This window comes from Mycobacterium sp. NGS33 (genome assembly GCF_059812885.1).
In genome coordinates, this window is record NZ_JCALDN010000008.1 from 64484 (window position 1) to 89658 (window position 25175).

The 25175-nt window shown below is 68.4% G+C and carries 23 protein-coding genes; 5 read left to right on the forward strand and 18 right to left on the reverse strand.

Annotated features, from left to right (window positions below; genetic code table 11):
• Positions 1-101: 101 nt before the first annotated feature.
• From AC5Y5B_RS15300 to AC5Y5B_RS15345, 10 genes are all read right to left on the reverse strand, one after another.
• Complete coding sequence (locus AC5Y5B_RS15300; RefSeq protein WP_112630756.1) at positions 102-935, reverse strand: DegV family protein; 834 nt, start codon at positions 933-935, stop codon at positions 102-104.
• A 5-nt stretch (positions 936-940) separates the two neighbouring features.
• A complete protein-coding gene (octT, locus tag AC5Y5B_RS15305) occupies positions 941-1741 on the reverse strand; it encodes a diglucosylglycerate octanoyltransferase (RefSeq protein ID WP_112630758.1) in 801 nt (266 codons plus the stop codon).
• Positions 1731-2405 (reverse strand): glucosyl-3-phosphoglycerate phosphatase, encoded by a 675-nt coding sequence (gpgP, locus tag AC5Y5B_RS15310; protein ID WP_112630760.1) that lies wholly within the window; start codon positions 2403-2405, stop codon positions 1731-1733. The genes octT and gpgP overlap by 11 nt, the downstream gene beginning before the upstream one ends.
• Positions 2402-2794: a ribosome silencing factor gene (rsfS, locus tag AC5Y5B_RS15315; protein WP_112630761.1), complete on the reverse strand. Its 393-nt coding sequence runs from the start codon at positions 2792-2794 to the stop codon at positions 2402-2404. Before rsfS ends, gpgP begins: the two co-directional genes overlap by 4 nt.
• Positions 2791-3459 carry a nicotinate-nucleotide adenylyltransferase gene (gene nadD, locus AC5Y5B_RS15320; RefSeq protein WP_112630763.1) on the reverse strand — a complete coding sequence of 223 codons (669 nt, stop codon included), beginning with the start codon at positions 3457-3459 and terminating at the stop codon, positions 2791-2793. The genes rsfS and nadD overlap by 4 nt, the downstream gene beginning before the upstream one ends.
• A 52-nt stretch (positions 3460-3511) precedes the next feature.
• The gene (locus AC5Y5B_RS15325) at positions 3512-4960 is read right to left on the reverse strand and encodes a vWA domain-containing protein (protein WP_112630765.1); all 1449 of its coding nucleotides are present in this window, start codon (positions 4958-4960) and stop codon (positions 3512-3514) included.
• A gap of 10 nt (positions 4961-4970) precedes the next feature.
• A complete protein-coding gene (locus AC5Y5B_RS15330; protein WP_007769847.1) occupies positions 4971-5846 on the reverse strand; it encodes an AAA family ATPase in 876 nt (291 codons plus the stop codon).
• 36 nt (positions 5847-5882) lie between these two features.
• Complete coding sequence (locus tag AC5Y5B_RS15335) at positions 5883-7142, reverse strand: glutamate-5-semialdehyde dehydrogenase (protein WP_165821721.1); 1260 nt, start codon at positions 7140-7142, stop codon at positions 5883-5885.
• A gap of 107 nt (positions 7143-7249) precedes the next feature.
• Entirely contained in the window at positions 7250-8653 is a 1404-nt protein-coding gene (locus AC5Y5B_RS15340) for a mechanosensitive ion channel family protein (RefSeq protein WP_112630771.1), read from the reverse strand.
• Complete coding sequence (locus tag AC5Y5B_RS15345) at positions 8653-10845, reverse strand: adenylate/guanylate cyclase domain-containing protein (protein ID WP_500005758.1); 2193 nt, start codon at positions 10843-10845, stop codon at positions 8653-8655. Before AC5Y5B_RS15345 ends, AC5Y5B_RS15340 begins: the two co-directional genes overlap by 1 nt.
• Positions 10846-11001: 156 nt before the next feature.
• On the opposite strand from AC5Y5B_RS15345, the gene AC5Y5B_RS15350 reads away from it, so the two are divergent.
• Together AC5Y5B_RS15350 and AC5Y5B_RS15355 are read left to right on the forward strand one after the other, a co-directional pair.
• Positions 11002-11880 carry a ribokinase gene (locus tag AC5Y5B_RS15350; protein WP_500005759.1) on the forward strand — a complete coding sequence of 293 codons (879 nt, stop codon included), beginning with the start codon at positions 11002-11004 and terminating at the stop codon, positions 11878-11880.
• 205 nt (positions 11881-12085) lie between these two features.
• A complete protein-coding gene (locus tag AC5Y5B_RS15355) occupies positions 12086-12493 on the forward strand; it encodes a hypothetical protein (RefSeq protein ID WP_112630777.1) in 408 nt (135 codons plus the stop codon).
• Between the two features lie 54 nt (positions 12494-12547).
• On the opposite strand, the gene AC5Y5B_RS15360 is transcribed toward AC5Y5B_RS15355, so the two are convergent.
• A complete protein-coding gene (locus tag AC5Y5B_RS15360; RefSeq protein ID WP_112630779.1) occupies positions 12548-14590 on the reverse strand; it encodes an NAD(+) synthase in 2043 nt (680 codons plus the stop codon).
• Between the two features lie 59 nt (positions 14591-14649).
• Here AC5Y5B_RS15360 and AC5Y5B_RS15365 point away from each other — a divergent pair, with 59 nt between their 5' ends.
• Both AC5Y5B_RS15365 and AC5Y5B_RS15370 read left to right on the forward strand, forming a co-directional pair.
• A complete protein-coding gene (locus AC5Y5B_RS15365) occupies positions 14650-15195 on the forward strand; it encodes a cysteine hydrolase family protein (protein ID WP_500005760.1) in 546 nt (181 codons plus the stop codon).
• Between the two features lie 55 nt (positions 15196-15250).
• On the forward strand, positions 15251-16099 hold the full coding sequence (locus AC5Y5B_RS15370) for an SIR2 family NAD-dependent protein deacylase (protein WP_112630783.1): 849 nt from the start codon (positions 15251-15253) through the stop codon (positions 16097-16099).
• Here the strand turns inward: AC5Y5B_RS15370 and AC5Y5B_RS15375 are convergent.
• Entirely contained in the window at positions 16096-17373 is a 1278-nt protein-coding gene (locus AC5Y5B_RS15375) for a cytochrome P450 (RefSeq protein ID WP_500005761.1), read from the reverse strand. The two genes, AC5Y5B_RS15370 and AC5Y5B_RS15375, sit on opposite strands and share 4 nt — an antisense overlap.
• Positions 17374-17479: 106 nt before the next feature.
• On the opposite strand from AC5Y5B_RS15375, the gene AC5Y5B_RS15380 reads away from it, so the two are divergent.
• Positions 17480-18130 carry a TetR/AcrR family transcriptional regulator gene (locus AC5Y5B_RS15380; RefSeq protein ID WP_500005762.1) on the forward strand — a complete coding sequence of 217 codons (651 nt, stop codon included), beginning with the start codon at positions 17480-17482 and terminating at the stop codon, positions 18128-18130.
• A 30-nt stretch (positions 18131-18160) separates the two neighbouring features.
• Here AC5Y5B_RS15380 and proB read toward each other — a convergent pair whose 3' ends face one another.
• From proB to ndk, 6 genes are all read right to left on the reverse strand, one after another.
• Entirely contained in the window at positions 18161-19264 is a 1104-nt protein-coding gene (gene proB, locus AC5Y5B_RS15385) for a glutamate 5-kinase (protein WP_500005763.1), read from the reverse strand.
• Positions 19261-20709, reverse strand: coding sequence for a GTPase ObgE (obgE, locus tag AC5Y5B_RS15390; protein ID WP_500005767.1), 1449 nt, complete (start codon positions 20707-20709; stop codon positions 19261-19263). The genes proB and obgE overlap by 4 nt, the downstream gene beginning before the upstream one ends.
• 62 nt (positions 20710-20771) lie before the next feature.
• Positions 20772-21038 (reverse strand): 50S ribosomal protein L27, encoded by a 267-nt coding sequence (gene rpmA / locus AC5Y5B_RS15395; RefSeq protein ID WP_007769830.1) that lies wholly within the window; start codon positions 21036-21038, stop codon positions 20772-20774.
• Between the two features lie 15 nt (positions 21039-21053).
• Positions 21054-21365, reverse strand: coding sequence for a 50S ribosomal protein L21 (gene rplU, locus AC5Y5B_RS15400; RefSeq protein WP_007769829.1), 312 nt, complete (start codon positions 21363-21365; stop codon positions 21054-21056).
• A gap of 202 nt (positions 21366-21567) precedes the next feature.
• Positions 21568-24402, reverse strand: a complete 2835-nt coding sequence (gene rne / locus AC5Y5B_RS15405) for a ribonuclease E (protein WP_500005770.1) — start codon at positions 24400-24402, stop codon at positions 21568-21570.
• Positions 24403-24746: 344 nt separating this feature from the next.
• Positions 24747-25157: a nucleoside-diphosphate kinase gene (gene ndk / locus AC5Y5B_RS15410; RefSeq protein WP_112630794.1), complete on the reverse strand. Its 411-nt coding sequence runs from the start codon at positions 25155-25157 to the stop codon at positions 24747-24749.
• Between the last annotated feature and the right edge of the window lie 18 nt (positions 25158-25175).

Sequence of the window (25175 nt, forward strand, 5' to 3'; positions counted from 1 at the left end):
TGGTGGCGACCCGCCGCGCCCGGCTACGCCGCGCTTGCGATCGCCACTAGCCAGATGGTGGCGACCCGCCGCGCCCGGCTACGCCGCGCTTGCGATCGCCACTAGCCTTCGGCCAGCGCCACGCTCACCGCCACCGCGCCGGCGCCGACATGTAGCGCGAGCACCGGTCCCAGCTCGGTGATGATCGCCGGTTCGCACGCCGGCAGCCGCTCGCCCAGCGCCGTCGCCACCTCCCGCGCGCCATCCGGGTTGTTGACGTGATGCACCGCCAGGGCGGCGGCGTCGTGGCCGACGACCTGGCAGACCCGATCGATCATCGCCTCGGTGGCGTGGCTGACGGTGCGTACCCGTTGGGCCAGAACGAGTTTGCCGTCGTCGATACGCAACAGGGGCTTGAGCGCCAGCGCGGTGCCCAGCCATGCCTTCGCCCCGCCGATGCGTCCGCTGCGGCGCAGGTTGTCCAGTCGGTGCACCACGATGAACGCATGCCCGCGGTCCACGGCCGCGCGTGCGGCGTCCGCGACGGCGTCGAGGTCTGCCCCGTCGGCCGCGGCCCGCGCCGCGGCCAATGCGACGAAGCCGGTGCCCATCGCGGCCGATTTGGAGTCGACGACGCGCACGTTCGGATCCAGGTCGGCCGCGGTGCGTTCGGCGGCCCGGCAGGTTCCCGACAGCGCCGACGAAATGTGCACGGCCACAACGCCGTCGGCGCCGCTGTCGGCCAGCGCCTGCTGATAGGCGTCGGCGAGTTCGGCGGGGGTGGCGGCCGCGGTGGTGGCCGCGAGCTTGTAGATGTCGTCGGGGACGTCGTCCACACCGTCACGCAGGTCGGCGCCGTCGAGCAAGATGTGCAGCGGAACGACGCGTATCCCCCACTTTTCGAGCAGGTCGGCGGGCAGACGTGCCGACGAGTCGGTCACCACCAGGACGGTCACGAGAGCTACCCGCGGGGCTTCCCGTGCGGCACGCCGGCCTGATTGCGCGGCTTCTCCTCATCGCGCTGCGCGCGCTGCATCGTCGCCACGCCGGCTTCGGCGAGCGCCTTGAGCATCAACTCCGCGACCGCCTGGTGGGCTTCGAAATTCCAGTGGATGCCGTCGGGGTTTCCCCGTCCGCTCATCACCTGTTCGGCGACGGCGGCTTTCAGATCGACCAGGGGGACGTTGTGGTTTTGCGCCCAATCGGTGATCGCGGCCGCCGTCCCGGCGCGGCCGTGGTGGGCCCGGCCGTAGGTGTCGGCGATGTGCACCGACGGCAGCGAGGCCACGATCGGGATGCCGGGTCGGTTGAAATCGATTGCGCCGCGGGTCTGTTCGAGGTAGTCCGCGCTCAGGTGCGGCGGCAGCGCCGATCTGGCCACCGGTGAAAGCCTCGGCTGCAGCCAGCCATAACCGTCGCGGACCCAGCGCCGCAGCCACGGCGGGCGCACATAGCGGATCAGCTCGCGCAGCGCGGTGGGCAGCACCGACGGCAGTGAATCCATGCCGCCGGTCGCGAAGATGACCGCGCCCGCCCTGGGCAGCGCCGCCCAGGCCCGCGGATCCTGGGTCGCCGCCCACCAGATGTCGCGGCACGTCCAACCAATGCGGCCGATTAGCTCGACGTCCCAACCCAGGTGCGCCGCAACGATGTTCGGCCAGATCCGGGGATCGTCGGCGGGCAGCCCGCCGGTCGGCCCGTAGTAGGCCAGGGAGTCGGCGAAAATCAGCAGGGTCGGCTTCGACGGCCGTTCAGAGGACATCGTTGGACACCTGCGCCGAAGCGTTCCACACATCCAGACGCCAACGGATGCTGTCGAATTCGTCGGCCGGATCGTCGTTGTGGCCGGAGAGCTGGACCCAGCTGGCATTGCCCATGCCGCCCAGGATCGGCCAGTTGGCGACCGGAAGCTTCAGCAGCGCGGCCGACAAAGCGGCGATCAGCCCGCCGTGGGCCACCAGCACCACCGGGCGGTCGGGCCCGTCGGGCTGGCCCCATTCCGGCTCACCGGACACCAGTTCGGCGACCAATGGCACGCTGCGCGCGGCGACGTCGACCCTGCTCTCGCCGCCGTGCGGGGCCCAGGTGGCGTCTTCGCGCCAGGCCAGCCGGGCGCCGGGGGCCTGCGCGTCGACCTCGGTGTGCGTCATTCCCTGCCAGTCGCCGAGATGGGTTTCGCGCAAGCGCTGGTCGACCCGGATCGGCAGCCCGGTCAGCTCCCCCAGCCGGACGGCCGTGTCGTAGGCGCGATGCAGATCCGACGACACGATGAGCAACGGCTGCAGCTTGCCCAGCACCTCGGCGGCCGCGATCGCCTGCGCCCGGCCGAGTTCGCTGAGTTCGGAATCCAGCTGACCCTGCATGCGGCTGCCCGCGTTGAACTCGGTTTGCCCGTGCCGCAACATGATCAGACGACGAACCCTCATGACGCGCCCTCATCGGAGTTGGCGCGGTCCTCGTCCAGGTTTACCGGCACCACCGGGCAGTCGCTCCACAGCCGGTCGAGGGCATAGAAGTCGCGGTCCTCCTGGTGCTGAATGTGCACGACGATGTCGCGATAGTCCAGCAACGTCCAGCGGCCTTCCCGCGTGCCCTCGCGGCGCGCCGGCTTGTACCCGGCCTTGCGCATCTTCTCCTCGACCTCGTCGACGATGGCGTTGACCTGTCGCTCGTTGGACGCCGAGGCGATCACGAAGCAGTCCGTGATGGCCAGTTGCGCGGAGACGTCGATGACGATGACATCGTCGGCAAGCTTCGAGGCGGCGGCGCCGGCGGCCACCGTCGCCATGTCGATGGCCTCCTGGGTGGCGCTCATGGGTGATCCCCTGCGCTCATGCGTGTTTCGCTGTCCGGCACCGACGGCGCCACGTCGTCGCGGTAGAGCCGGCGCTTGGAGACGTACTGTACGACGCCGTCGGGCATCAGGTACCACAGCGGGCGGCGTTGCGCCGCGCGGCGACGGCAATCGGTCGAGGAGATGGCCAGCGCCGGGATCTCGACCAGGGTCAGCGCGTCCTCGGGCAGCTCACCGAGCACGCCGGTGACGTGTTCGCGGCGCAGCTCGTAGCCGGGCCGGCTGACCCCGATGAAGCGGGCCAGCTCGAAGGCCGTCTCCCAGCCCTGCCACGACAGGATGGAGGCCAGCGCGTCGGCGCCGGTGATGAAGTACAGCTCGGAGTCCGGATTGAGGGCGTGCAGGTCGCGCAGGGTGTCCTTGGTGTAGGTGGGGCCGGCGCGGTCGATGTCGACCCGGCTGACCGTGAAACGGGGATTGGACGCCGTGGCGATCACCGTCATCAGGTACCGGTCCTCGGCGGCCGAGACGTGCCGATCCTTCTGCCAGGGCTGACCGCTGGGCACGAACACCACTTGGTCGAGGTCGAACAGGTCAGCGACCTCGCTGGCGGCAACCAGGTGGCCGTAATGGATGGGGTCGAACGTCCCACCCATCACTCCTAACCTGCGAAGCTGCTTTTGCACGATGTGCCAGCTTACTTGAGCCGGTGTTACGGCCCGATTTCCCAGGTGGTGGTCACACGGGCAGCAGCTGGTCGATCACCGCGGCCAGCTGCTTGGCGGACCGGCACTCGTGCATCGTGATGACCTCCTGATAGCGCGGCACCGCCGAGTCGCCGCTGCCCCACAGGTGCTTGGGCTCGGGATTCAGCCAGTGCGCGTGCCGGCTGGCGGTCACCATGTGGCTCAGCAGCTCGATCTCCGGATTGCGGTAATTGGTGCGGCCATCGCCGAGGACCAGCAGCGAGGTGCGCGGGGATAGCACGTTGGGGAACGCCTGCACGAACGACGCGAACGCGTTGCCGTAGTCGGAGTGCCCGTCGCGACTGTAAACGCCGGACTCGCGGGTGATCCGCTGAATCGCCACGGCCAGGTCGGCTTCCGGGCCGAACATGTGGGTCACCTCGTCGGTCGTGTCGATGAAGGCGAACACGCGCACGCGTGAGAACTGTTGGCGCAGAGCGTGAACCAGCAGAAGGGTGAAATGGCTGAATCCGGCGACCGAGCCGGACACGTCGCAGAGCACCACCAGTTCGGGCCGCGCCGGGCGGGGCTTGGCCAGCACGACGTCGATCGGCACCCCGCCGGTGGACATCGACTTGCGCAGGGTCTTGCGCAGATCGATCGTCCCGGTCCGGCTGCGTCGCCGCCGCGCGGCCAGCCGGGTCGCCAGCGTCCGGGCCAGCGGCGCCACCACCCGGCGCATCTGGCGCAGCTGCTCACCGGAGGCGCGCAGGAATTCCACGTTCTCGGAAAGCTGTGGGATGCCGTACATCTGAACGTGATCGCGGCCCAGCTGCTCCGCGGTGCGCCGTTTGGTCTCGGCGTCGACCAGCTTACGCAATTGGGTGATGCGCTGCGCGGCAAGCGCTTTGGCGATCTCTTCCTGGCTGGGTGTCGGTTCGTCGCCGTACGAGACGAGCAGCCCGGCCAGCAGCTTGCCCTCGAGTTCGTCGAGCGCCATCGCCTTGAGCGCCTGATAGGACGAGAAGGACGGGCCGCGGCTGGAGCTGTATTTGCCGTAGGCCTCGACGATCCGGGCGATCATCGCGACCAGGCGCTCGTCCATGTCGGCGAGGTCGGGGTTCTGCGTCAGCAGATCCGCGAGCATCTGGCGCATCGCCTCGACGTCGTCGGGCGGCAACGCGCCGTCGTCGGGCGAGCCGTCGGCCTCGTCGTCGGTGACCACCGCGCGTGCGCCCAGCGCCGCCGGAAACCACAGGTCGAACATCGCGTCGTAGGTCTCGCGGTGATCCGGGCGGCGCAGCACGGCGCACGCGAGGCCCTCGCGCAGCACCATGCGGTCGCCCAAGCCGAGCGTCGCCATCACCCGGCCGGCGTCCACCGTCTCCGAGGGGCCGACCGAAATCCCCGCCCCGCGAAGCGCTTCCACGAATCCCACCAGATGGCCCGGCAGCCCGTGCGGGGCGAGCGGCCGGCTGGGTCGGACACGGCGGGTGGCCATCGCAGACTTCCTAATTCAGCCGCAGCTCGCCGGTCGCGCGCTGCTGGTCGGATTGATGTTTGAGCACCACGCCCAGCGTGGCCGCGACGACGGCGTCGTCGATGGTGTCCAGGCCCAGCGCGAGCAGCGTGCGGCCCCAGTCGATGGTCTCGGCGATCGACGGGACCTTCTTGAGCTGCATCCCGCGCAGCACGCCGATGATGCGGACGAGCTCCTCGGCCAGGTGCGCCGGCAGCTCGGGGACCCGCGACAGCAGAATGCGGCGTTCCAGGTCGGGACTGGGAAAGTCGATGTGCAAGAACAGACACCGACGCTTGAGCGCCTCGGACAGTTCGCGGGTGGCGTTGGAGGTCAGCACCACCAGCGGTGTCCGCTCGGCGGTGATGGTGCCCAATTCGGGGACGGTCACGGCGAAGTCCGACAGCACCTCCAGCAGCAGGCCCTCGATCTCGATGTCGGCCTTGTCGGTCTCGTCGATGAGCAGCACCGTGGGCTCGGTGCGCCGGATGGCGGTCAGCAACGGCCGCTGCAGCAGGAACTCCTCGCTGAACACGTCGTCTTTGGTCTGGTCCCAGTCCCCCGAACCGGCCTGGATGCGCAGGATCTGCTTGGCGTGGTTCCACTCGTAGAGCGCGCGGGCCTCGTCGACGCCCTCGTAGCACTGCAGGCGCACCAGGCCCGAGCCGGTGGCCTGGGCGATGGCGCGGGCCAACTCGGTCTTGCCTACGCCGGCCGGCCCTTCCACCAGCAACGGCTTGCCGAGCCGGTCGGCCAGAAACACCGCCGTCGCGGTGGCGGTGTCGGGCAGGTAGCCGGTCTCGGCCAGCCGCCGCGAGACGTCGTCGATGTCGTCGAACAACGGCTTGGACCGGGCGGGCACACTCACAATCGGTTCTCCTAAAGCACTTCCTGGACGCGGGTTTCAGACCGGACGGGTCTGTCCATCTCCCCACGCGATCCATTTGGTCGAGGTCAATTCGGGCAGCCCCATCGGGCCGCGGGCATGCAGTTTCTGGGTGGAGATGCCGATTTCGGCGCCGAAGCCGAACTGCTCACCGTCGGTGAAGGCGGTGGACGCGTTCACCATCACCGCGGCGGCGTCGACGCCGTCGGTAAACTTTTGCGCCGCAGCCATATTGGTGGTGACGATGGCCTCGGTGTGTCCGGTGCCGTACTCGTTGATGTGGGCGATCGCGGCGTCGATGCCGTCGACCACGGCCACCGCGATGTCCATCGACAGGTATTCGCGGCGCAGGTCGTCCTCGTGCGCATCCTTGGAGAATCCGCCGTGCACCGTCACGCCGGCGTCTTGCAGGGCGTTCACCAGCCGGGGCAGTGCCTCGTCAGCGATCGCGACGTCGACCAGCAGCGTCTCGGCGGCGTTGCAGACGCTGGGCCGACGGGTCTTGGAATTCAGCAGGATTCGCTCCGCCACATCCAAGTCGGCGCCGTCGTGCACGTAGACGTGGCAGTTGCCGACGCCGGTCTCGATGGTGGGCACCTGCGCGTCGCGAACCACCGCGTCGATCAGGCTCGCGCCGCCGCGCGGAATCACCACGTCGACCAGGCCGCGGGCCTGGATCAGATGCGTCACGGTCGAGCGGTCCTCGGCCGAAAGGAGTTGCACCGCATCGGCGGGCAGATCCTCGCTGACCAGCGACGCCCGCAGCACCTGGACCAGCGCCTGATTGGACCGGGCCGCCGACGAACTTCCGCGCAGCAGCACGGCGTTGCCGGACTTCAGCGCCAAACCGAAGGCGTCGACGGTCACGTTGGGCCGGCCCTCGTAGATCATGCCGACGACCCCGAGCGGAACCCGCTGCTGACGCAGCTGCAGCCCGTTGGGCAATGTGTAACCGCGCAACACCTCCCCGACCGGGTCCGGCAGGCCCGCGACCTGACGCAGGCCGGCGGCGATGCCCTCAACGCGCTTGGCGTCCAATGCCAACCGGTCCAGCATCGCGGCGGGCGTGCCGGCCGCCCGGGCGGCCTCGAGGTCTTCGGCGTTGGCCGACAGGATCAACTCGGTGTGCGCGGTGATCGCGTCGGCCGCAGAGCTCAGCGCCTGGTCCTTGGCAACCGTCGGCAACAACGCGAGGACTCGGGATGCGGCCCGGGCGCGGCGCGCCGCGTTGTGCACCTCCTGGCGCAAGTCAGGAAGCGATGGTGCTTGCAGACTCATTGAACCAGGGTATCCGGCGGAAAAAGCCAGGGTGAGGCGGCCCGGTGCGGGCTAGCCCCGAGGATGGCGACCCGCTTCGCCCGGCGCCGCCGCGCTCGCGATCGCCACTACCCCACCCGCTCACCGCGCCGGACGCTGCGCACCTTGCTGCGCCGCTCCTCGATGATGTTGCCGAAGTTCTGCAGCAGCAGCGGCGCCCGCGTCACCAGGTGCTCGATGTGTTCCCGGTCGATCTCCAGCGCCGTGACCTCTTCCAACGCATACGCGCTGGCCAGGTTCGGTTGCCGGGTCAGCGCCGTGAGCCCCAGGAACGACCCCTCGTCCAGCGTGCTGATCGGCACCATCGACCCGTCGTCGGCGGTCGCGGTGAGCTGCACGCGCCCGGCGACCAGGAATGTCATGGTCGTGGGCACCTGGCCGGCGTACTCGACCACCTCGTCGGCGCCGTATCGCACGATCCTCGCGGCGGACCGCAGCGAGCGCTGCTCCTCGGCGCCGATCCGCAGCGCCGGAGCCACCACCGTGTGCAACGCATGCTCGACCCGTTCGATCGTGGAGAAGTCGTCGTCGGCGTCGTCGAGGTGCAGCTCCTCCCGTCGCGCCGCATACCAGGCCCAGCGCAGGAAGATGGCCTTGGCCGCGCCGGCATCCGCCGGCGAGTTCAGCCCGATGGTCGTGCGGTACTCGCCCGCCCCCACCGGGACCGTCCGCGGCACACTTCCGGCCCTGAGTTGAGGCAGCCCCTCGGCGATCCGCGACAGCAGCGCACACACCCGGTCCGGCGGGTCGACGCTGGAGAACGTCGTCGTCACCGCCAACTTGTGCGCGCCCGGCGGGCGGCTCAGATTCGTGAACGCAGTGCTGGCGAGCATGGCGTTCGGCATGACCCGAATCCCGCTGCCGGTATCGATGTGCACGGCGCGCCAGTTGACCTCGACCACCCTTCCGCGCGCGGTGCCGGTGTCCAGCCATTCGTCGATGCGGAAGGGCTGCTCGAACAGCATGAACAAGCCCGACACGATCTGGCCGACGGAGTTCTGCAACATCAGACCGATGACGACCGAGGTGACGCCCAGCGCGGTGAAGATGCCGCCGATCCGCACACCCCAGATGTAGGACGACATCACCGCCAGGCCGACGCCGATCACCACCAAGCGGGCGCAGTCGAGAAAGATGCCGGGTAGCCTTTTGCGCCAACTCGTTTCGGGTGCGCCCGCGAACATCGTGGCGTTGAGACCGGACAGCACGAGGACGAGCACGAGCAGGCCGAAAACCGTGGTGAGGACGCGCACCGGAACGTCGCCGGCCGGCACCTGCGAGGCCTGGACCAGCAGCAGCAACAGCGCACCGAGCGGCAGCAGGTAGTTGCGCAGCAGGCCCACCTGCCTGGCCAGCGGACTGTTCCTGCGCAGCAGGGCGTCGTGCAACTCGGTGAGGACGATCAACCCGAGCGGCAACCCGACCGCGATGCCGATCGCCCAGTAGAACCACGACGAGTTGAAGAGGTTCATCAGCGCTCCAGTAACCGGTAGATGGCCTGATCGGTACCGCCGACGGAGATGGTGCCGGCGGGGGTGAACTGCCGAACGTCCCGCATCGCCTCGTACACCTGGGAGCTGACGTAGATGCCCGGTTGCGGTGCGCCACTGTGCATTTGATAGGCCAGGCTGACCGCGCCGCCCCACATGTCATAGACCAGGCCGGACCGTCCGACTAGCCCGCTGACCACGTTGCCCGTGTTGACTCCGACGCGCAGACCCAGCTGGTGCGCCGCCTGGCTGTTGAACCGATCGATGATGCGACCGATCTCCAGGGCGAAGTCGACGGCGCGGTGGATGCTGTCCAGCCGCGGTGTGACCACGCCACAACTGGCGAGATAGCCGTTGTGGAACGTGCGGATCCGTTCGACGCCAAGGGCTTCGGCGGCCGAATCGAATTGCCGGAAGAGGTCGTTGACGGTCGCGACCAATTCGTCTTCCGGCACGTCGCTGGAGACCTCGTCCAGGCCGACGATGTCGGCATAGATGACGGCCACATCCTGATGTTTCTGGGCGATGGTCTCCTCGCCCTCGCGGTAGCGTCGCACCACCGACTCGGGCATCAGCGCCAGCAACAGCCGGTCGTTTTCCCGGCGCTGCTCGTTGAGCAGCTCCTCCTTGATGGCCAGGTTTCGGCTCATCTCGTTGAAAGCGGCTGTGAGGTCACCGATTTCGTCGCGTCGCACGACGGGGATGTTGATCTCGTAGTCACCGGAGCTGATCTTGCGGGTGCCTTCCTCGAGGCGTCGGACCGGCCGTACCGCGGCCTGGGCGACCAACATCGAGGCGACGCAGATGGCGAAGATCATCGCGGCGACCGCGATCACCAGCGTCTTGCTGAACCTGCCGAGCCGGGCGAACGCGTCGGAGTTGTCGCGGGTCGCGAGGATCGACCAGTGCAGGTCGGAATTGGGGATGCTCAGCGGCGCATAGGCTTCCAGCTCCCTGTTGCCCAGGTAATCGGTGGCGCTCACCACCCCCGTGTCGCCGCGCTGGGCGGCGCGCAGGCCGGCCGTGTCGACGGGTTGCACCAGGGTGGTGGTGCCCAGCCGCAGCGCCCGGTCCGCCACGTCGGGCGGCGTGCCGGCGTCGATCGCCTGGCGCCGGTAGTCCTTCGGGTCCTCGATGAAATCCCGTGAATCGGAACGCATCAGGTCGTCGGGGCCCGCCAGATAGGTCTCCGTCGCGGGCCCCATCCCGGCGGCGTCCCAGCGTTTGTCGGCGGTCATGATCTTGTTGATCTTTGCGACCGGAACCGGCAGTGCCATAACGCCTTCGAATTTGCCGTTCATGCCGACCGGTGACACCACCCAGGCGGTGGGGGTGTCGAGTGCCGGCTGATACTGCTGGAAGTCGGTGATCCAGACGAAGTCCAGATCGTTGGAGGCCAACGCTTTCTGGTACGCCTCCTGCAGCTTCGATTCGCGGTACGGGCCGGTCAGGATGTTGGTCCCGAGATCGGGACCCTTCAATACGCTGTACACGACATTGCCCTGCATGTCCAACAGCAGCGCGTCCCGATAGTCGAAACGATTGACGATCCCGCGCATGTAGAAGTCGAAGCGCGCGTTCGCCGCCGACCAGGCACTGCCGTCGCCGGCGTCGAGGACTGGCAGGCCATCGGGGTTCGTTCGGGGGCCGGCGGTGTAGTGCGCCTGAATGTATTTCTGCGCGTTGGAACTTGGCAGGACGGCCCTGATGTCGATGGTGTCCCCGGTGATCTGCTTGATCGGCTTGACCATGTCGTTGTCGTAGTAATTGACCAGCGACTGCTGTTGTTCCGGCGTGATCGTCGCGTTGTTCAATTGAGCGAAGTCCGCTGTGAGGGCCGTCGTCGCCTGGGTGATGCCGAATCCGCCGCTCCAGGTGACCAGCGAATTCGACACCTCGCGGAACAGCGACTGCACCGCTCGCTTCTGCAGTTCGCGCATCTCGATCAAGCGTTCGGACTCGACCTGCCGCAACGCGTTACGGCCGGAGACGGCCCCGATGAGGCCGATCACCGCCACACCCAAAATGCTCGACAGCAGCATGGTGATCAAGATCTTGGACTGGATGCCGAACCGGAAGCGGTCCAGGGCGCGCCGCCGCGCGCGCTTTGCGGCCGGTTGCGCCGGGCCGGGATCGGTATGGGGTTCAGCGTCCGTTAACTCGCTCGTGGTCAATCGCCTGCCCTTTTCTCATTCGATCCAGCACCCCTAACGCAGCAGAATATCGCGCGGACATCGAGATATTCGGCGTTTGCCGTGACGCGATTCCGCGTCGAAAGTGGCGGCGACTCTGGCGTGCTTTGCCCTCCCGGCCCGACTAACGTCGGCGGCATGGCGCGCGTTTGTGTAGTGGGCAGCGTGAATCTCGATCTGTCGCTGGGCGTCGACGCCCTTCCACGGCCTGGCGAAACGGTTTTGGCGTCGTCGTTGACGCACGCCCCCGGCGGCAAGGGCGGCAATCAGGCGGTGGCGGCGGCGCGCGCGGGCGCGCGGGTGCAGTTCGTCGGGGCGCTCGGCGACGACGCGGCCGCCGGTCAACTGCGCTCGCATCTCGAGGCCAACGGCGTGGGGTTGGACGGAGTCGTCGAAATCCCCGGGCCCAGCGGCACGGCCATCGTGGTGGTCGACGCCAACGCCGAGAACACCATCGTGGTGGCCCCGGGCGCCAACGGTCGTTTCACGCTCAGCGGCGACCGCGCCCGCTCGGTCGTCGGCGACTGCGATGTGATGTTGACCCAGCTGGAGATTCCGGTGCCCACGGCGGTCGCAGCCGCGCAACACGCGCGTTCGGCCGGGGCGGTCGTCCTCGTGAACGCGTCGCCGGCCGGTCAGGACCACGACTCGTTGAGTGACCTGGCGGCCGCCGCGGACGTGGTGATCACCAACGAAGAGGAAGCCGACGAATGGTCATGGCGTCCAGATCATTTGGTGGTCACGCTGGGCGCGCGCGGCGCCCGCTACGTGGGCACGGACGGCGAGTACACCGTCCCGGCTCCGGCAGTCGATCCGGTGGACACCACCGGGGCCGGCGACGTGTTCGCCGGCGTGCTGGCCGCGCATTGGCCATCCCATCCAGGTTCGCGGGATCAGCGTCGGCTCGCGTTGCAGCGTGCGTGCGCGGCGGGTGCGCTGGCGACGCTGGTCGCGGGCGCCGGTGATTGCGCACCGGACGCCGGCGCGATCGAGAAGGCACTGCGGGGTCCGTACTAGCCGTTCCGACCGCCCAGTCACCGCGGCTGCGCGGGGCCACGGCTGATCCCGGGTCATGGGCCACACCACTACCGCGTTCAGGTGGCCAGCGAAGCCACCGCGCTGGCCTGCGGTTGGCAGTGTTTGGCAGCGGGCGGCGTCGATCTGGCAGCGGCTTGGGAGCAGCGTCGATGGTGATCGCAGTCCGCCTTGAGAAAGGAACATCATGTCCGCTATCACGATTGACCGCACGGGTACCCGGGACGGCTTGCTTCGCCTCGCCATGCGCGCCGACGCCGCCATCAGCGGGCTGGTCGGGCTGGCCGGGCTCCCGTTCGCCGGTTGGCTCGCCGACCTTTCGGGCACCACAAAGGCCTTCGAGTACGGCATGGCCGCGTTCTTGATCGCTTACGGCGTGGTGGTCTTCGGGCTGGCCACGTTGCCCTCGGTGCGGCGCGCCGGCATGGCCGTCATCATCGGCAACGTGGCATACACGGTGGCCGCAATCGTTCTGGTGCTCGCGGACGTCTTCCCGCTGACATCGGCCGGTGTGGTGCTGAACCTGGCGGCCGGCGTGGGCACCCTGGTGTTCGCCGAAGTGCAGTACCAGGGCTGGCGTCGCGCCAGGGCCTGAACCGAAACGCCTCGGGCCCGCCCGGTGATCCGGGCGGGCTCGTGAGCCCGCAGGCTAATCCTTGGGGACTTCGCGTTCGATCTCGTCGAGCCAGATGCGTGCGGACATGTCGGATGGCGCGCGCCAATCCCCCCGCGGCGACAGCGAACCGCCGTGCGACACCTTGGGCCCATTGGGCAGCGCCGAGCGTTTGAACTGGCTGAACGAATAGAACCGCTGCACGAACACCTGCAGCCAGTGCCGGATTTCCTTGAGCGTGTAGGACGGCCGCTTGTCCTCGGGGAAGCCGGGCGGCCAGATGCCGTGGTCGGGATCGTGCCAGGCGTGCCAGGCCAAAAACGCGATCTTGGACGGCCGGAATCCGAAGCGCAGCACGTGGAACAGCGAAAAGTCTTGCAGGGCAAACGGTCCCACCTTTGCCTCGCTGCTCTGCAGCTCTTCTTCCTCGCCGCTGGGAACCAGTTCCGGGGTGATCTCGGTGTCGAGCACCGACTGCAGCACCTCGCTGACCTCCGGCTCGAACTGTTCCGACGAGATCACCCAACGGATCAAGTGCTGGACGAGCGTTTTGGGCACTCCGGCATTGACGTTGTAGTGCGACATCTGGTCGCCCACACCGTATGTCGACCAGCCCAGCCCCAGCTCGGACAGATCACCGGTGCCCAGCACGATGCCGCCGCGCTGGTTGGCCAGCCGGAACAGGTAATCGGTGCGCAAACCGGCCTGAACGTTTTCGAAGGTGACGTCGTACACCTTCTCGCCGCGCGCGAAGGGGTGATCCATCTCCTTGAGCATCAGCTCCGCGCTCTGGCGAATGTCGATCTCGGCGAACGTCACACCCAGCGTGCGGCACAACTCGGACGCGTTGCGCTTGGTGCGGTCGCCGGTGGCGAAGCCGGGCAGCGTGAACGCCAGAATGTCGCTGCGCGGCCGTTGTTCGCGATCCATCGCGCGGGCGGCCACGATCAGGGCGTGCGTCGAGTCCAGCCCACCGGAAATCCCGATGACCACCTTCGGGAAATCCAGCGCGCGCAACCGCTGTTCGAGGCCGGCTACCTGGATGTTGTAGCCCTCGAAGCAATCCTGTTCCAGCCGTTGCGGATCGGCCGGCACGAAGGGGAAGCGCTCGATGTCGCGCCGCAGTCCGATGTCGCCGCCGGGTGGGTCCAACCGGAACTCGATGTGCCGGTACGCGTCCGTCGTCGTCCGGTGGTGGAGCCGGTTGTCGTCGAAGGTGCCCATCCGCAGCCGCTCCGAGCGGAGCAATTCGACGTCGACGTCGGCGATGCTGCGCCGCTCCCCCTTGGGGAAGCGCTCCGACTGGGCCAGCATCACGCCGTTTTCGAACACCATGGTCTGACCGTCCCAGGCCAGATCCGTCGTCGATTCGCCTTCCCCGGCAGCCGAATAGACGTAGGCGGCCAGGCAGCGCGACGACGCTGAACGCGCCAGCAGGCAGCGGTCCTCGGCGCGCCCGATGGTGATCGGGCTGCCGGACAGGTTGGCCAGCACCGTCGCGCCCGCCAGCGCGGCCTCGGCGCTGGGCGGAATCGGGACGAACATGTCCTCGCAGATCTCCACGTGCAGCACGAAGCCGGGCACGTCGGAAGCCGCGAAGAGCAGGTCGGGACCGAACGGCGCCTCGACGCCCGCCAGCCGGATGGTGCCGCGCTCGTCGTCGCCGGGTGCGATCTGGCGGCGCTCGTAGAACTCCCGATAGGTGGGCAGGTAGGACTTCGGCGCCACCCCGAGCACGGCGCCGCGGTGGATCACCACGGCCGTGTTGTAGATCCGGTGCCGATGACGCAGCGGGGCGCCGACGACCAGCACCGGCAGCAGCTCGGCCGACGCCGCAACGATCTCGTCGATGGCCTTTTCGACGTCATCGAGCAAGAGATCCTGCAGCACGATGTCCTCGATGGAATACCCGGACAGCGTCAGCTCCGGGAAGACGGCTAGCGCGACCGCGTCGTCGTGGCACTCCTGGGCGATCCGCAGGACGGTCTCGGCGTTGGCGGCCGGGTCACTGATGGCGGTGTGGTGGGTGCATGCGGCGACGCGGACGAAGCCCTGGCTGTAAGCGTTGTAAAAGTCCATCGCCCTTCCATTGTCGTCGCGGGCGTGTCAACTCGCCGCCGCCGGGTATCCCCGACGACATGAGCGACACTGCGGTCCTGGTAGTCGACATGATGAACACGTATCAGCATCCCGACGCTGAAAATCTAATACCCAATGTCGAGAAGATCATCGAGCCTTTGAGCGATTTGGTTCGCCGGGCCCGCGAAGCCGACGGCGTCGACCTGGTCTACGTCAACGACAACTACGGTGATTTCACCGCGCAGTTCTCCGACATCGTCCGGTCCGCATGCGACGGGGCCAGGCCCGATCTGGTGAAGCCGATCCTGCCGTCCGACGAGTGCCGCGTGATGACCAAGGTCCGCCACAGCGCGTTTTATGCCACGGCGCTGGCGTATCTGCTGGGCAGGCTGGAGACCAAGCGGTTGATCATCGCCGGGCAGGTCACCGAGCAATGCATCCTCTACACCGCCCTGGACGCGTACGTGCGCCACTTCCCCGTGGTGATCCCGACCGATGCCGTCGCGCACATCGATCCCGACCTGGGCGCCGCGGCCTGCAAGATGATGGAACAGAACATGTCCGCCGAGCTCACGACGGCCGCGGACTGCCTCGGCTCGGCCTGATCGTCCTCTTCGGCGGTCAGACATCGTCGCACGACGACTCCGTACTCTGGACAAGGTGACCGCCGCCTGCGCAGAATCCCCGGAACTGGTCACGGTGTTGGCCGGGCGCCGGATTGCGGTGCTGACGGGCGCGGGCATGTCCACCGATTCGGGCATCCCCGATTACCGCGGGCCCGATTCGCCGCCCGGCAATCCCATGACCATCCGCCAGTTCACCGGCGATCCGGCGTTTCGGCAGCGATATTGGGCACGCAACCACGTCGGTTGGCGCCACATGGACGACACGCTGCCCAACGCCGGCCACCGGGCGCTGGCCGCGCTGGAGGACGCGTCGGTGGTCACCGGCGTGATCACCCAGAACGTCGACCTGTTGCACTCCAAGGCGGGCAGCCGAAACGTCATCAACCTGCACGGCACCTACGCGCAGGTGATCTGCTTGAGCTGCGGATCCACCGTGGCCCGCGCCGCGTTGGCCGAACGGCTCGAAGCGCTCAACCCCGGATTCATCGAGCGCGCCGAAGCCATCGGCGGGCTGGCGGTGGCACCCGACGCCGACGCCGTCGTCGCGGATACCGCGTCGTTCCGGTATCTGGATTGCGAGCGCTGCGGCGGCATGCTCAAGCCCGACATCGTCTACTTCGGCGAAAGCGTCCCCAAAGACGTTGTGGCACAAGCATATACATTGGTCGAGGAGGCGGATGCGCTGCTGGTCGCCGGCTCGTCGCTGACCGTGTTCTCCGGCTACCGGTTTGTGCGGCACGCCGCCGCGCTGGGCATCCCGGTGGCCATCGTCAACCGCGGCGGTACCCGCGGCGACGACCTGGCCACCGTCAAGGTCGATGGCGGCTGCTCGGAGCTGATGGTCCTGCTCGCCGACGAGTTAGCGCCGCTGGCAACGCATTAGAAGGTGCACGGCATGCTGCGGATGGCGTGCACGAAGTTGCCCGCCAGGTAGGACGGCTCGCCCGCCTGGATGTCGGGCAGTTGACGGAACAGCTCGCCGAACACGGCCCGCAGCTGCGCGCGGGCGACGTGCGCACCGAGGCAGAAATGCAGCCCGCCGCCGCCGAAGCCGACGTGGGGATTGGGGTCGCGGCTCAAGTCCAGACGCTCCGGATGGTCGAACACCTCGGTGTCCCAGTTGCCGGACGGATAGAACATGACCACCTTCTCCCCCGCCCGGATGGTCTGACCGCCCAGCTCGATATCCGTTGCCGCGGTGCGGCGGAAGGTCATGACCGGCGTCGCCCAGCGGATGAACTCCTCGATAGCCGTGCCGATTCGGTTGTCGAAATCCTCGAGCAGCCATGCCTTTTGGTCGGGAAAATCGGTGAGTGCCCGCAGGGTATGACTGATGGTCTGGCGGGTGGTGTCGTTGCCCGCCACGGAGAGCAGGACGAAGAACGCCGCCACCTCCGCGTCCTGAAGCCGGTCGCCGTCGACTTCGGCGGTGACGAGGCTGCTGATCAGGTCGTCGCCCGGGTGCTCGCGACGCTCGGTGGCCAGCGCGCCGACGACTTGATGCAGGTACAGCTGGTTTTCCACCAGGACTTCCATCGCCGGGCGGCCGCCGAGGAATTCCGGGTCCGCCCAGGAGACCAGGGCGTCGGTGGCGTGCGCCATGCGCTCGCGCTCGGATTCCGGGATCCCCATCATGTCCGAGAGGGTGCGGATGGGCAGTTCCTTGGCGGAGTGGTCGACGAAATCGGCGCCGCTGCCGGCGGATCGCAGCTCTTTCACGATGGTGGTGGCGTTGGCCTTGATCGAGTCCTCGATGCGGCGGACCTGGCGGGGGCTCAGCGCGGCGTGGGCGAGCTTGCGCAGCTTGGTGTGTCGCGGCGGGTCCATCGCCAGAAAGGATTGCGACGCCTCGAGCAACTCGACCGGGATGCTCTCGAACATCACGCCCTGGCCGGACAGGAAGACGTCGTTGTTGCGGCTCACCGCGACGATGTCGGCGCGCCGGGTGACCGCCCAGAAGCCGGGATCGGCCGGATCGGGCATCAGCGAATCCTCGACCGGGGGATGCCAGCTGACCGGCCGCTCGGCCCGCAGCACCGCGAAGGAGCGTTCCCGATCCGCGGCCGTGGTGGACCAGAACGCCCGCGACGACAGATCGATCTCGTCGTAGGCCCGACCGGACTTGTCGGTCCCGGACTTACCCGTCAGCACGGCCATGGTGGTGATCCTCCGTCTCGTATGACCCCGGTCACAGGCTCCCCGCGACGATATGCCTAGACACTGCGTCTAGTCAACGTGTCAATATCTCGGTTATGCTCGGCCCATGCCGTCGCTCACCCGTAAGCCGCCAGGCCACCGGAGCCTGGGCCGCGAGCAGCGACGCGAACAGATGGAGCGCCGGCTGCTGGACGCCACCGAACGGCTGATGCGCGAGGGCGCCAGCTTCACCGAGCTCAGCGTGGATCGGTTGTCGAGCGAGGCCGGCATTTCGCGGGCCAGCTTCTACATCTACTTCGAGGACAAGGGTCACCTGCTGCGCCGGCTCGCGGGACAGGTGTTCGGCGATCTGACCGACGGCGCGCGGAGCTGGTGGAGCGTGGCCGGGCGGCATGACCCCGACGACGCGCGGACCGCGATGAGCCGCATCATCGCCACCTACCGGCGGCATCAGGCGGTGCTGGTCGCGCTCAACGAAATGGCCGCCTACGATCCGCCGACGGCGGACACGTATCGCGAACTGCTGACCGGGATTTCGGAGCAGCTCACCCGCGTCATCGAAGACGGCCAGGCCGACGGCTCGATCCGCCCCGGGCTGGTTGCGCTGACCACCGCCAGCGCGCTGACCTGGATGGTCGAGCGGGCCTGCCAGCAGAACCTGCCGGCCAAGCCTCCCGACTACGACGCCGAACTGGCCGCTACCCTCGCCGAGATCGTCTGGGGCGCACTGTATCTCAAGCCCATCTCGGAGCATTGATCGCGTCGGTCCGGTCCGCGCCGGGCTCTGCTACACCGCCACCAGATCGTCGGCGTGCACCGCGGGCCGGCGCAGCTCACCGGGCAGCTCAGAGGTCGACCGGCCCATCATGGTGACCAGTTCGGTCGCGTCGTAGGCGACCACGCCGCGCGCCACCATCACCGCGTCCGGGCCGCGCAATTCGACGACATCGCCGGCGTAGAAGCGGCCGGCGACCGCGGTGATCCCCGCGGGCAGCAGCGAGCGACGCTGCCGCACCACCGCGCGCACCGCCCCCTCGTCCAGCGTCAGCTCACCGGCCGCCTCGGCGGCGTAACGCACCCAGAACCGGCGCGCCGACATCCGCACCGGGCGCGCGGCGAACACCGTGCCGACGGAGGCGTCGGTGAGCGCGGTCGTGGCGTCGGCCGCCGCGGCCAGCAACACCGGCACACCGGCGTCGGCGGCCAGCAGCGCCGATGACATCTTCGAAGTCATCCCGCCGGTACCCAAAGCGCTTCCGGGCCCGGCGATTACACCGATCAGATCCGCGGAGTTCGACACCTCCGGGATGAACCTGGCGCCGTCGGTCTTGCGCGGATCCGAGTCGTAGAGGCCATCGATGTCGGACAGCAACACCAACGCCTCGGCGCCGACCAGGTGCGCCACCAGCGCCGACAGCCGGTCATTGTCACCAAAACGGATCTCGTTGGTGGCCACCGTGTCGTTCTCGTTGACGATCGCCACCGCGTGCAGTGCGCGCAGCCGATCCAGCGTGCGCTGGGCGTTGGTGTGCTGGGCACGCATCGAGATGTCGTGCGCGCTGAGCAGCACCTGCCCCACCGTGCGGCCATAGCGGGCGAACGCGGCGCTCCACGAATTCACCAACGCCACCTGGCCGACGCTGGCCGCGGCCTGCTTCGTCGCCAAATCCCTGGGGCGACGCGATAATCCGAGCGGCTCGATGCCGGCGGCGATGGCTCCCGACGACACGATGACGACGTCGGTGCCCGCCTTCATCCGCGCCTCGATCGCGTCGACGAGTCCGGCCAGCCGGCCGGCGTCGAACACTCCCGCCGGCGTGGTCAGCGCGTTGGTCCCCACCTTGACGACCAGGCTGCGCGCAGTGCGGATGGCGTCGCGGTGCTCGCTCACGACTCCTCGCCGTGTTCGCGGCGCTGGCGCCGGGCCGCCTTGCGTTCGGCGGCGCCGATGCGCTCGGTGCGCTCCAGCCGCGCGTCGGTGCCTCTCCCGGACAGCGCAACCTGTTGCCCGGCGGGCGTTTGCGGTTCCCAATCGAACGTCATATCCCCGATGGTCACTTCGCAGCCCGGTCGCGCACCCAGCCGCAGCAATTCCTCTTCGACGCCCAGGCGCGCCAGCCGGTCGGCGAGGTAACCGACGGCCTCGTCGTTGTCGAAGTTGGTCTGGCGGATCCACCGCTCGGGGCGCGCGCCGCTGACCACGAACGCGCCCGGTTGCCGGGGATCGGGCTCGACGGAAAAACCGCTGTCGTCGACGGCTACCGGGCGAATCACCGGACGGCGCGGCACGATCTCGGGCTGGGCGGCCTTGTACTCCAAGATGATCTGCCACAACCCGAAGATCAACGGCTGCAAGCCTTCTCGCGCGACCGTCGACACCAGAAACACCGGCCAGCCGCGCTCGGCGATCTCGTCGCGGACGAACTCGGCGAGCTCGCGCGCCTCGGGCACGTCGATCTTGTTGAGCACCACGGCGCGGGGCCGCTCGGCCAGGTCACCCAGCGTCGCGTCCCCTTGCAGGGTGGGCGTATACGCGGCGAGTTCGGCCTCCAGCGCGTCGATGTCGGAGATCGGGTCCCGGCCGGGTTCCGCGGTGGCGCAGTCGACGACGTGCACCAGCACGGCGCACCGTTCGATGTGCCGGAGGAAGTCCAGACCCAGGCCGCGCCCCTGCGATGCGCCCGGGATCAGGCCGGGCACGTCGGCAACGGTGAAGGTGTGCTCACCGGCCGACACCACGCCCAGGTTGGGAACCAGCGTGGTGAACGGATAGTCGGCGATCTTGGGCTTGGCCGCCGAGATCGTCGACACCAGCGACGACTTGCCCGCCGAGGGGAAACCGATCAGGCCGGCGTCGGCCACGGTCTTGAGTTCCAGCGTCAGGTCGCGGGTCTGGCCCTGCTCGCCCAACAGCGCAAAGCCGGGAGCCTTGCGGGCCCGTGAGGCGAGCGCGGCGTTGCCCAGCCCGCCGCGTCCACCCGCGGCCGCTTCGAAGCGGGTGCCCGCGCCGACCAGGTCGGCGAGCAACCGACCGTTCTCGTCGAACACGACGGTACCGTCGGGCACCTTGACTTCCAGGTCGGCCCCGGCGGCGCCGTCGCGGTTGTTGCCCATCCCCTGCTTGCCCGAGGGCGCGGTGACGTGCGGATGGAAATGGAAGTCGAGCAGGGTGTGCACCTGCGGATCGACGACGAGCATGATGCTGCCGCCGCGCCCGCCGTTGCCGCCGTCCGGGCCGCCGAGCGGCTTGAACTTCTCGCGATGGACAGAGGCGCAGCCGTTACCTCCGGCACCGGCGCGCGCATGGATGACGACGCGGTCGACGAACCGAGGCATCGTGGGTCCTCTCACCTACCACCGGGCGCCGAAATCACCGGGCTTGGCCCGGAAAACACACCTCAGTCGGTGGCTTGTCCGGCGGCCACGATGTTGACGGTCTTGCGGCCGCGCTTGACGCCGAACTCGACGGCGCCGGCTTCCTTGGCGAACAGCGTGTCGTCCCCGCCCCGCCCGACGCCCACGCCCGGGTGGAACTTGGTGCCGCGCTGCCGGACGATGATCTCGCCGGCCTTGACGACCTGGCCGCCGAATCGCTTCACGCCGAGCCGCTGTGCGGCGGAATCGCGACCGTTGCGCGAGCTGGAAGCGCCCTTCTTGTGTGCCATGTTGTGTCGCCCTCGCTACTTGATTCCGGTGACCTTCAGGACCGTCAGCTGCTGACGGTGTCCCTGACGCTTGTGGTAGCCGGTCTTGTTCCTGAACTTGTGGATACGGATCTTGGGGCCCTTGGTGTGCTCGAGCACCTCGCCGGTCACCGCGACTTTGGCCAGGGCGGCCGCGTCGGTGGTCACCTTGGCGCCGTCCACCACCAGGGCGACCGGCAGCGACACGTTCGAGCCGGGCTCGGATTCGAGCTTCTCGACCTTGACGACGTCCCCGACGGCGACTTTGTACTGCTTGCCGCCCGTCTTCACGATTGCGTAGGTCGCCATCGTCGCTCCTGCTCCTTCTTCTAGCCGCTGCTCTGCGCGTCGGGCGCGAACCAGCCGCGGTGCACGTGGTGGGTCTGGGTTGCGGGCCTGCGCCGATTACCCGGGAGTCCCGCTGCCGCCGGCCGAAGTTTTCCGCGCCCGGCCTGACGACAACTGTCCAAGGGTACGTGACCAGCGGCTACAGGGTCAAACTGACACCGGCTCAGTCCGCGTGGATCGGCGGTCCGGCCGGCCTGCCCGCAGCGCGCCGTCGGCGGGGGCGGGCCGGGCCCGCCTGCTCGGGCCCAGCGGAGCCCTGCCCGTCGGTGTCCTCGGCATCGTCGTCTTCGGTGTCCAGCTCGTCGTCGTCGAGCTCGAGATCCTCGTCGTCGTCGCCGAGGTCCTCTTCGTCATCGATGTCCTCGTCGTCGTCATCGAGGTCTTCGTCGTCCGAGTCTTCGTCGTCCGAGTCCTCGTCGTCGATGTCCTCGTCGTCGGAGTCCTCGTCGTCGGAGTCCTCGTCGTCGGAGTCCTCATCATCAATGTCCTCGTCGGTGTCATCGAAGTCCTCTTGATCGGTCTCTTCGACGCCGCCGGCGCGCGCCGCCTTCTTCTGGTCGAGGTCGTCGGTGGCGTCAGTGGTCTCGTCGGATTCGTCCTCGGAGTCCTCCTGCGTCGAGAAGCCCGCCGCCATGGCCTTGAACATCGGGTGCTCGCCGGGAGCGTGGGCGGGCACCTTGGCCACCACCGGCTCTTCGGCCTTGCTCTTCTTGCGCCTGCCCCGGCGGCCGCCCCCACCGGATTCGGACTTGCGCCCGTTCGACGAGGCCGAATCCACCGGGTCGGTGTGCAGCAGAATCCCGCGGCCACCGCAGTTCGGGCAGGACGTCGAAAACGCCTCGATCAGGCCGGTGCCCAGCCGCTTGCGGGTCAGCTGGACCAGGCCCAGCGACGTCACCTCGGACACCTGATGGCGGGTGCGGTCACGGGCCAGCGCCTCGGTCAGCCGCCGCAACACGAGATCGCGGTTGGACTCGAGCACCATGTCGATGAAGTCGATCACCACGATGCCGCCGATGTCGCGCAGCCGCAGCTGGCGCACGATCTCCTCGGCCGCCTCGAGGTTGTTCTTGGTGACGGTCTGCTCGAGGTTGCCGCCGGACCCGGTGAACTTGCCGGTATTGACGTCGACCACCGTCATGGCCTCGGTCCGGTCGATCACCAGCGTGCCGCCCGACGGCAGCCACACCTTGCGCTCCATCGCCTTGGCCAGCTGCTCATCGATGCGATGCACCGCGAACACGTCCGGCCCGGCCTGTCCTTCCGGCCCGGCGGGCGCCTCGTACTTGGTCAACTTCGAAACAAGGTCGGGCGCAACGGAATTCACGTAGTCGTTGATGGTGGTCCAGGCTTCGTCACCGGAGACGATCAGGCCGGCGAAGTCCTCGTTGAACAGGTCGCGAATGACCTTGACCAGCACGTCGGGCTCTTCGTAGAGGGCCACCGCGGCGCCGGCGGCCTTCTCCTTGATCTCGATCGCCTTGGCCTCGATCTGTTGCCAGCGCTCCTGCAGGCGGGTGACGTCGCTGCGGATGTCCTCTTCCTTGACGCCCTCGGACGCCGTGCGGATGATCACCCCGGCGTCGGAAGGCACGACTTCCCGCAGGATCTCTTTGAGCCGCTGCCGTTCGGTGTCGGGCAGCTTGCGGCTGATCCCGGTCGACGACGCCCCCGGCACATAGACCAGGTAGCGGCCCGCCAGTGACACCTGGGTGGTCAGCCGCGCGCCCTTGTGCCCGACCGGGTCCTTGCTGACCTGGACGACGACATAGTCGCCCGGTTTGAGCGCTTGTTCGATCTTGCGGTCGGATCCGCCGAGCCCCGCGGCTTCCCAGTTGACCTCGCCGGCATAGAGCACGCCGTTGCGGCCGCGGCCGATGTCGACGAACGCCGCCTCCATCGACGGCAGCACGTTCTGCACGATGCCCAGGTAGATGTTGCCCACCAGGGAGGCCGACGCTGCCGACGTGACGAAGTGCTCGACGACGATGCCGTCCTCGAGCACCGCGATCTGGGTGTAGCGCGCCCCCTGATGCGGCGGCTCGGTGCGGACCCGGTCGCGCACGACCATCATCCGCTCGACGGCCTCGCGGCGCGCCAGGAACTCGGCCTCGGTCAGCACCGGCGGGCGGCGCCGCCCGGCGTCGCGGCCGTCGCGGCGCCGCTGCCGCTTGGCCTCCAGCCGGGTGGAGCCGTTGATGCCCTTGATCTCGTTGTTCGCGCTGGCGGAGTCGTCTCCGCCGCCCTTGCCGCTGCGCGGTGCCCGCTCGTGCACCACCGTGTTGGGCGGGTCGTCGGGCGACGAGCTCCCGTCGTTGTCGTCACCGGATCCGGATTTGCGGCGGCGGCGCCGACGGCGCCGGCGGTTGCCGCCGTCCGCCGAACCGTCATCACCGTTGTCAGAGTCGTCGGAATCGTCGGAATCGTCCGAGTCGTCGGTGTCGGGGCCGTCGGAGTCCTCGGAGTCCGCGGAGTCCGCCTGGCCGCCCTTCCTGCCCCGCGGCGGGCCCTCGTCCTCGTCGCCGTCGTCGCCCTGGCCGTCCGATCCGCCCTGCTCACCGCGTCCACGACCGCGACCGCGGCGGCCCCGGCGGCGCCGCTTGTTCGACGGACGGTCGGCTTGCTCGTCATCGTCGGTGTCGGCGTCATCCGAGTCGTCGCCCTCGTCGGTGCCGGCGTCGTCCTCGCGGGCATCGATCGGCTGCGGTGCGACGAACAACGGCATGTAATGCGGCCGCTCGGCGGCGGTGTCCGGATTCTCCTGGGTTTCGGAGGGCTCGGCGGCCGCCAGCAGGTCTCGCACGCGTACCGCATCGTCGCGGTCCACCGTGGAATGCGCGCTGCGGATTCGCCCGTCGAGCTCGCTAAGTGCATCGAGCACCCGTTTGCTGGTGGTCCCCAGCGTCCGGGCCAGCGAATGAACTCTCAAGCGGTCCGGCAGTTCCTCGGGCCGAGTCGATTCTTCTGATGGGTCTGCAGTCGGTGCACCGTCTACCACGTATTCTCCTCAAGCCCCCGGGCGCGTCGTTGCGACGCGGCCACGCGAGGGCTTCGCTATGGGCCCGGGTCACTTCTCCCGGGCTTGTGATGGTCTCGCCCCGAGCGGCCCAGGATTAGGACCCACTCGGCGCCGTGCTGAATGACGGCCTGACATGCAGCGAACCAAGGCGACGGGGCTATGGTCGCGCTTGTCTAAGTCTTCATTCGGGTGTCTGTCACCGGTCCGGCGACGTTCACCCGAGACCAGTATCCCACATCACGCGGCGGTCCCAGCCACACCTGAGGAAGCCCGCGTCGGCGACGTTGCTCCGGCACCGCGCCGCCGCGGCTATCGCCGCAGGTCTACGCGTTGGGAAACCAGAGCGCGATTTCACGCTTCGCGGACTCGACCGAATCCGACCCGTGCACCAGATTGAGTTGCGTCTCGAGCCCGAAGTCGCCGCGGATGGTGCCGGGGATCGCCTTTTCCACCGGGTCGGTACCGCCCGCGAGCTGCCGGAACGCGGCGATCGCGCGGGGGCCCTCGACGATGGCCGCCACCACCGGTCCCGAGGTGATGAACTCCAGCAGGGAGTCGAAGAACGGCTTGCCCTCGTGTTCCGCGTAGTGCTGGGCGGCGAGGTCGCGGCCGACCGCCCGCAGCTCCAGCGCGGTGATCAAGAGGCCTTTGCGCTCGATGCGGCCGATGATCTCCCCCACCAGCTGCCGCCGGACGCCATCGGGCTTGATCAGTACCAATGTCCGTTCGGTCACGGCGGACAGCGTACATAA

Excerpts from the sequence above, each read along its gene's own strand:
- octT (WP_112630758.1), bottom strand. The coding sequence starts at position 1,741 with ATGTCCTCTGAACGGCCGTCGAAGCCGACCCTGCTGATTTTCGCCGAC.
- gpgP (WP_112630760.1), bottom strand. The coding sequence starts at position 2,405 with ATGAGGGTTCGTCGTCTGATCATGTTGCGGCACGGGCAAACCGAGTTC.
- rsfS (WP_112630761.1), bottom strand. The coding sequence starts at position 2,794 with ATGAGCGCCACCCAGGAGGCCATCGACATGGCGACGGTGGCCGCCGGC.
- AC5Y5B_RS15325 (WP_112630765.1), bottom strand. The coding sequence starts at position 4,960 with ATGGCCACCCGCCGTGTCCGACCCAGCCGGCCGCTCGCCCCGCACGGG.
- AC5Y5B_RS15335 (WP_165821721.1), bottom strand. The coding sequence starts at position 7,142 with ATGAGTCTGCAAGCACCATCGCTTCCTGACTTGCGCCAGGAGGTGCAC.
- AC5Y5B_RS15340 (WP_112630771.1), bottom strand. The coding sequence starts at position 8,653 with ATGAACCTCTTCAACTCGTCGTGGTTCTACTGGGCGATCGGCATCGCG.
- AC5Y5B_RS15350 (WP_500005759.1), top strand. The coding sequence starts at position 11,002 with ATGGCGCGCGTTTGTGTAGTGGGCAGCGTGAATCTCGATCTGTCGCTG.
- AC5Y5B_RS15355 (WP_112630777.1), top strand. The coding sequence starts at position 12,086 with ATGTCCGCTATCACGATTGACCGCACGGGTACCCGGGACGGCTTGCTT.
- AC5Y5B_RS15360 (WP_112630779.1), bottom strand. The coding sequence starts at position 14,590 with ATGGACTTTTACAACGCTTACAGCCAGGGCTTCGTCCGCGTCGCCGCA.
- AC5Y5B_RS15365 (WP_500005760.1), top strand. The coding sequence starts at position 14,650 with ATGAGCGACACTGCGGTCCTGGTAGTCGACATGATGAACACGTATCAG.
- AC5Y5B_RS15375 (WP_500005761.1), bottom strand. The coding sequence starts at position 17,373 with ATGGCCGTGCTGACGGGTAAGTCCGGGACCGACAAGTCCGGTCGGGCC.
- AC5Y5B_RS15380 (WP_500005762.1), top strand. The coding sequence starts at position 17,480 with ATGCCGTCGCTCACCCGTAAGCCGCCAGGCCACCGGAGCCTGGGCCGC.
- obgE (WP_500005767.1), bottom strand. The coding sequence starts at position 20,709 with ATGCCTCGGTTCGTCGACCGCGTCGTCATCCATGCGCGCGCCGGTGCC.
- rpmA (WP_007769830.1), bottom strand. The coding sequence starts at position 21,038 with ATGGCACACAAGAAGGGCGCTTCCAGCTCGCGCAACGGTCGCGATTCC.
- rplU (WP_007769829.1), bottom strand. The coding sequence starts at position 21,365 with ATGGCGACCTACGCAATCGTGAAGACGGGCGGCAAGCAGTACAAAGTC.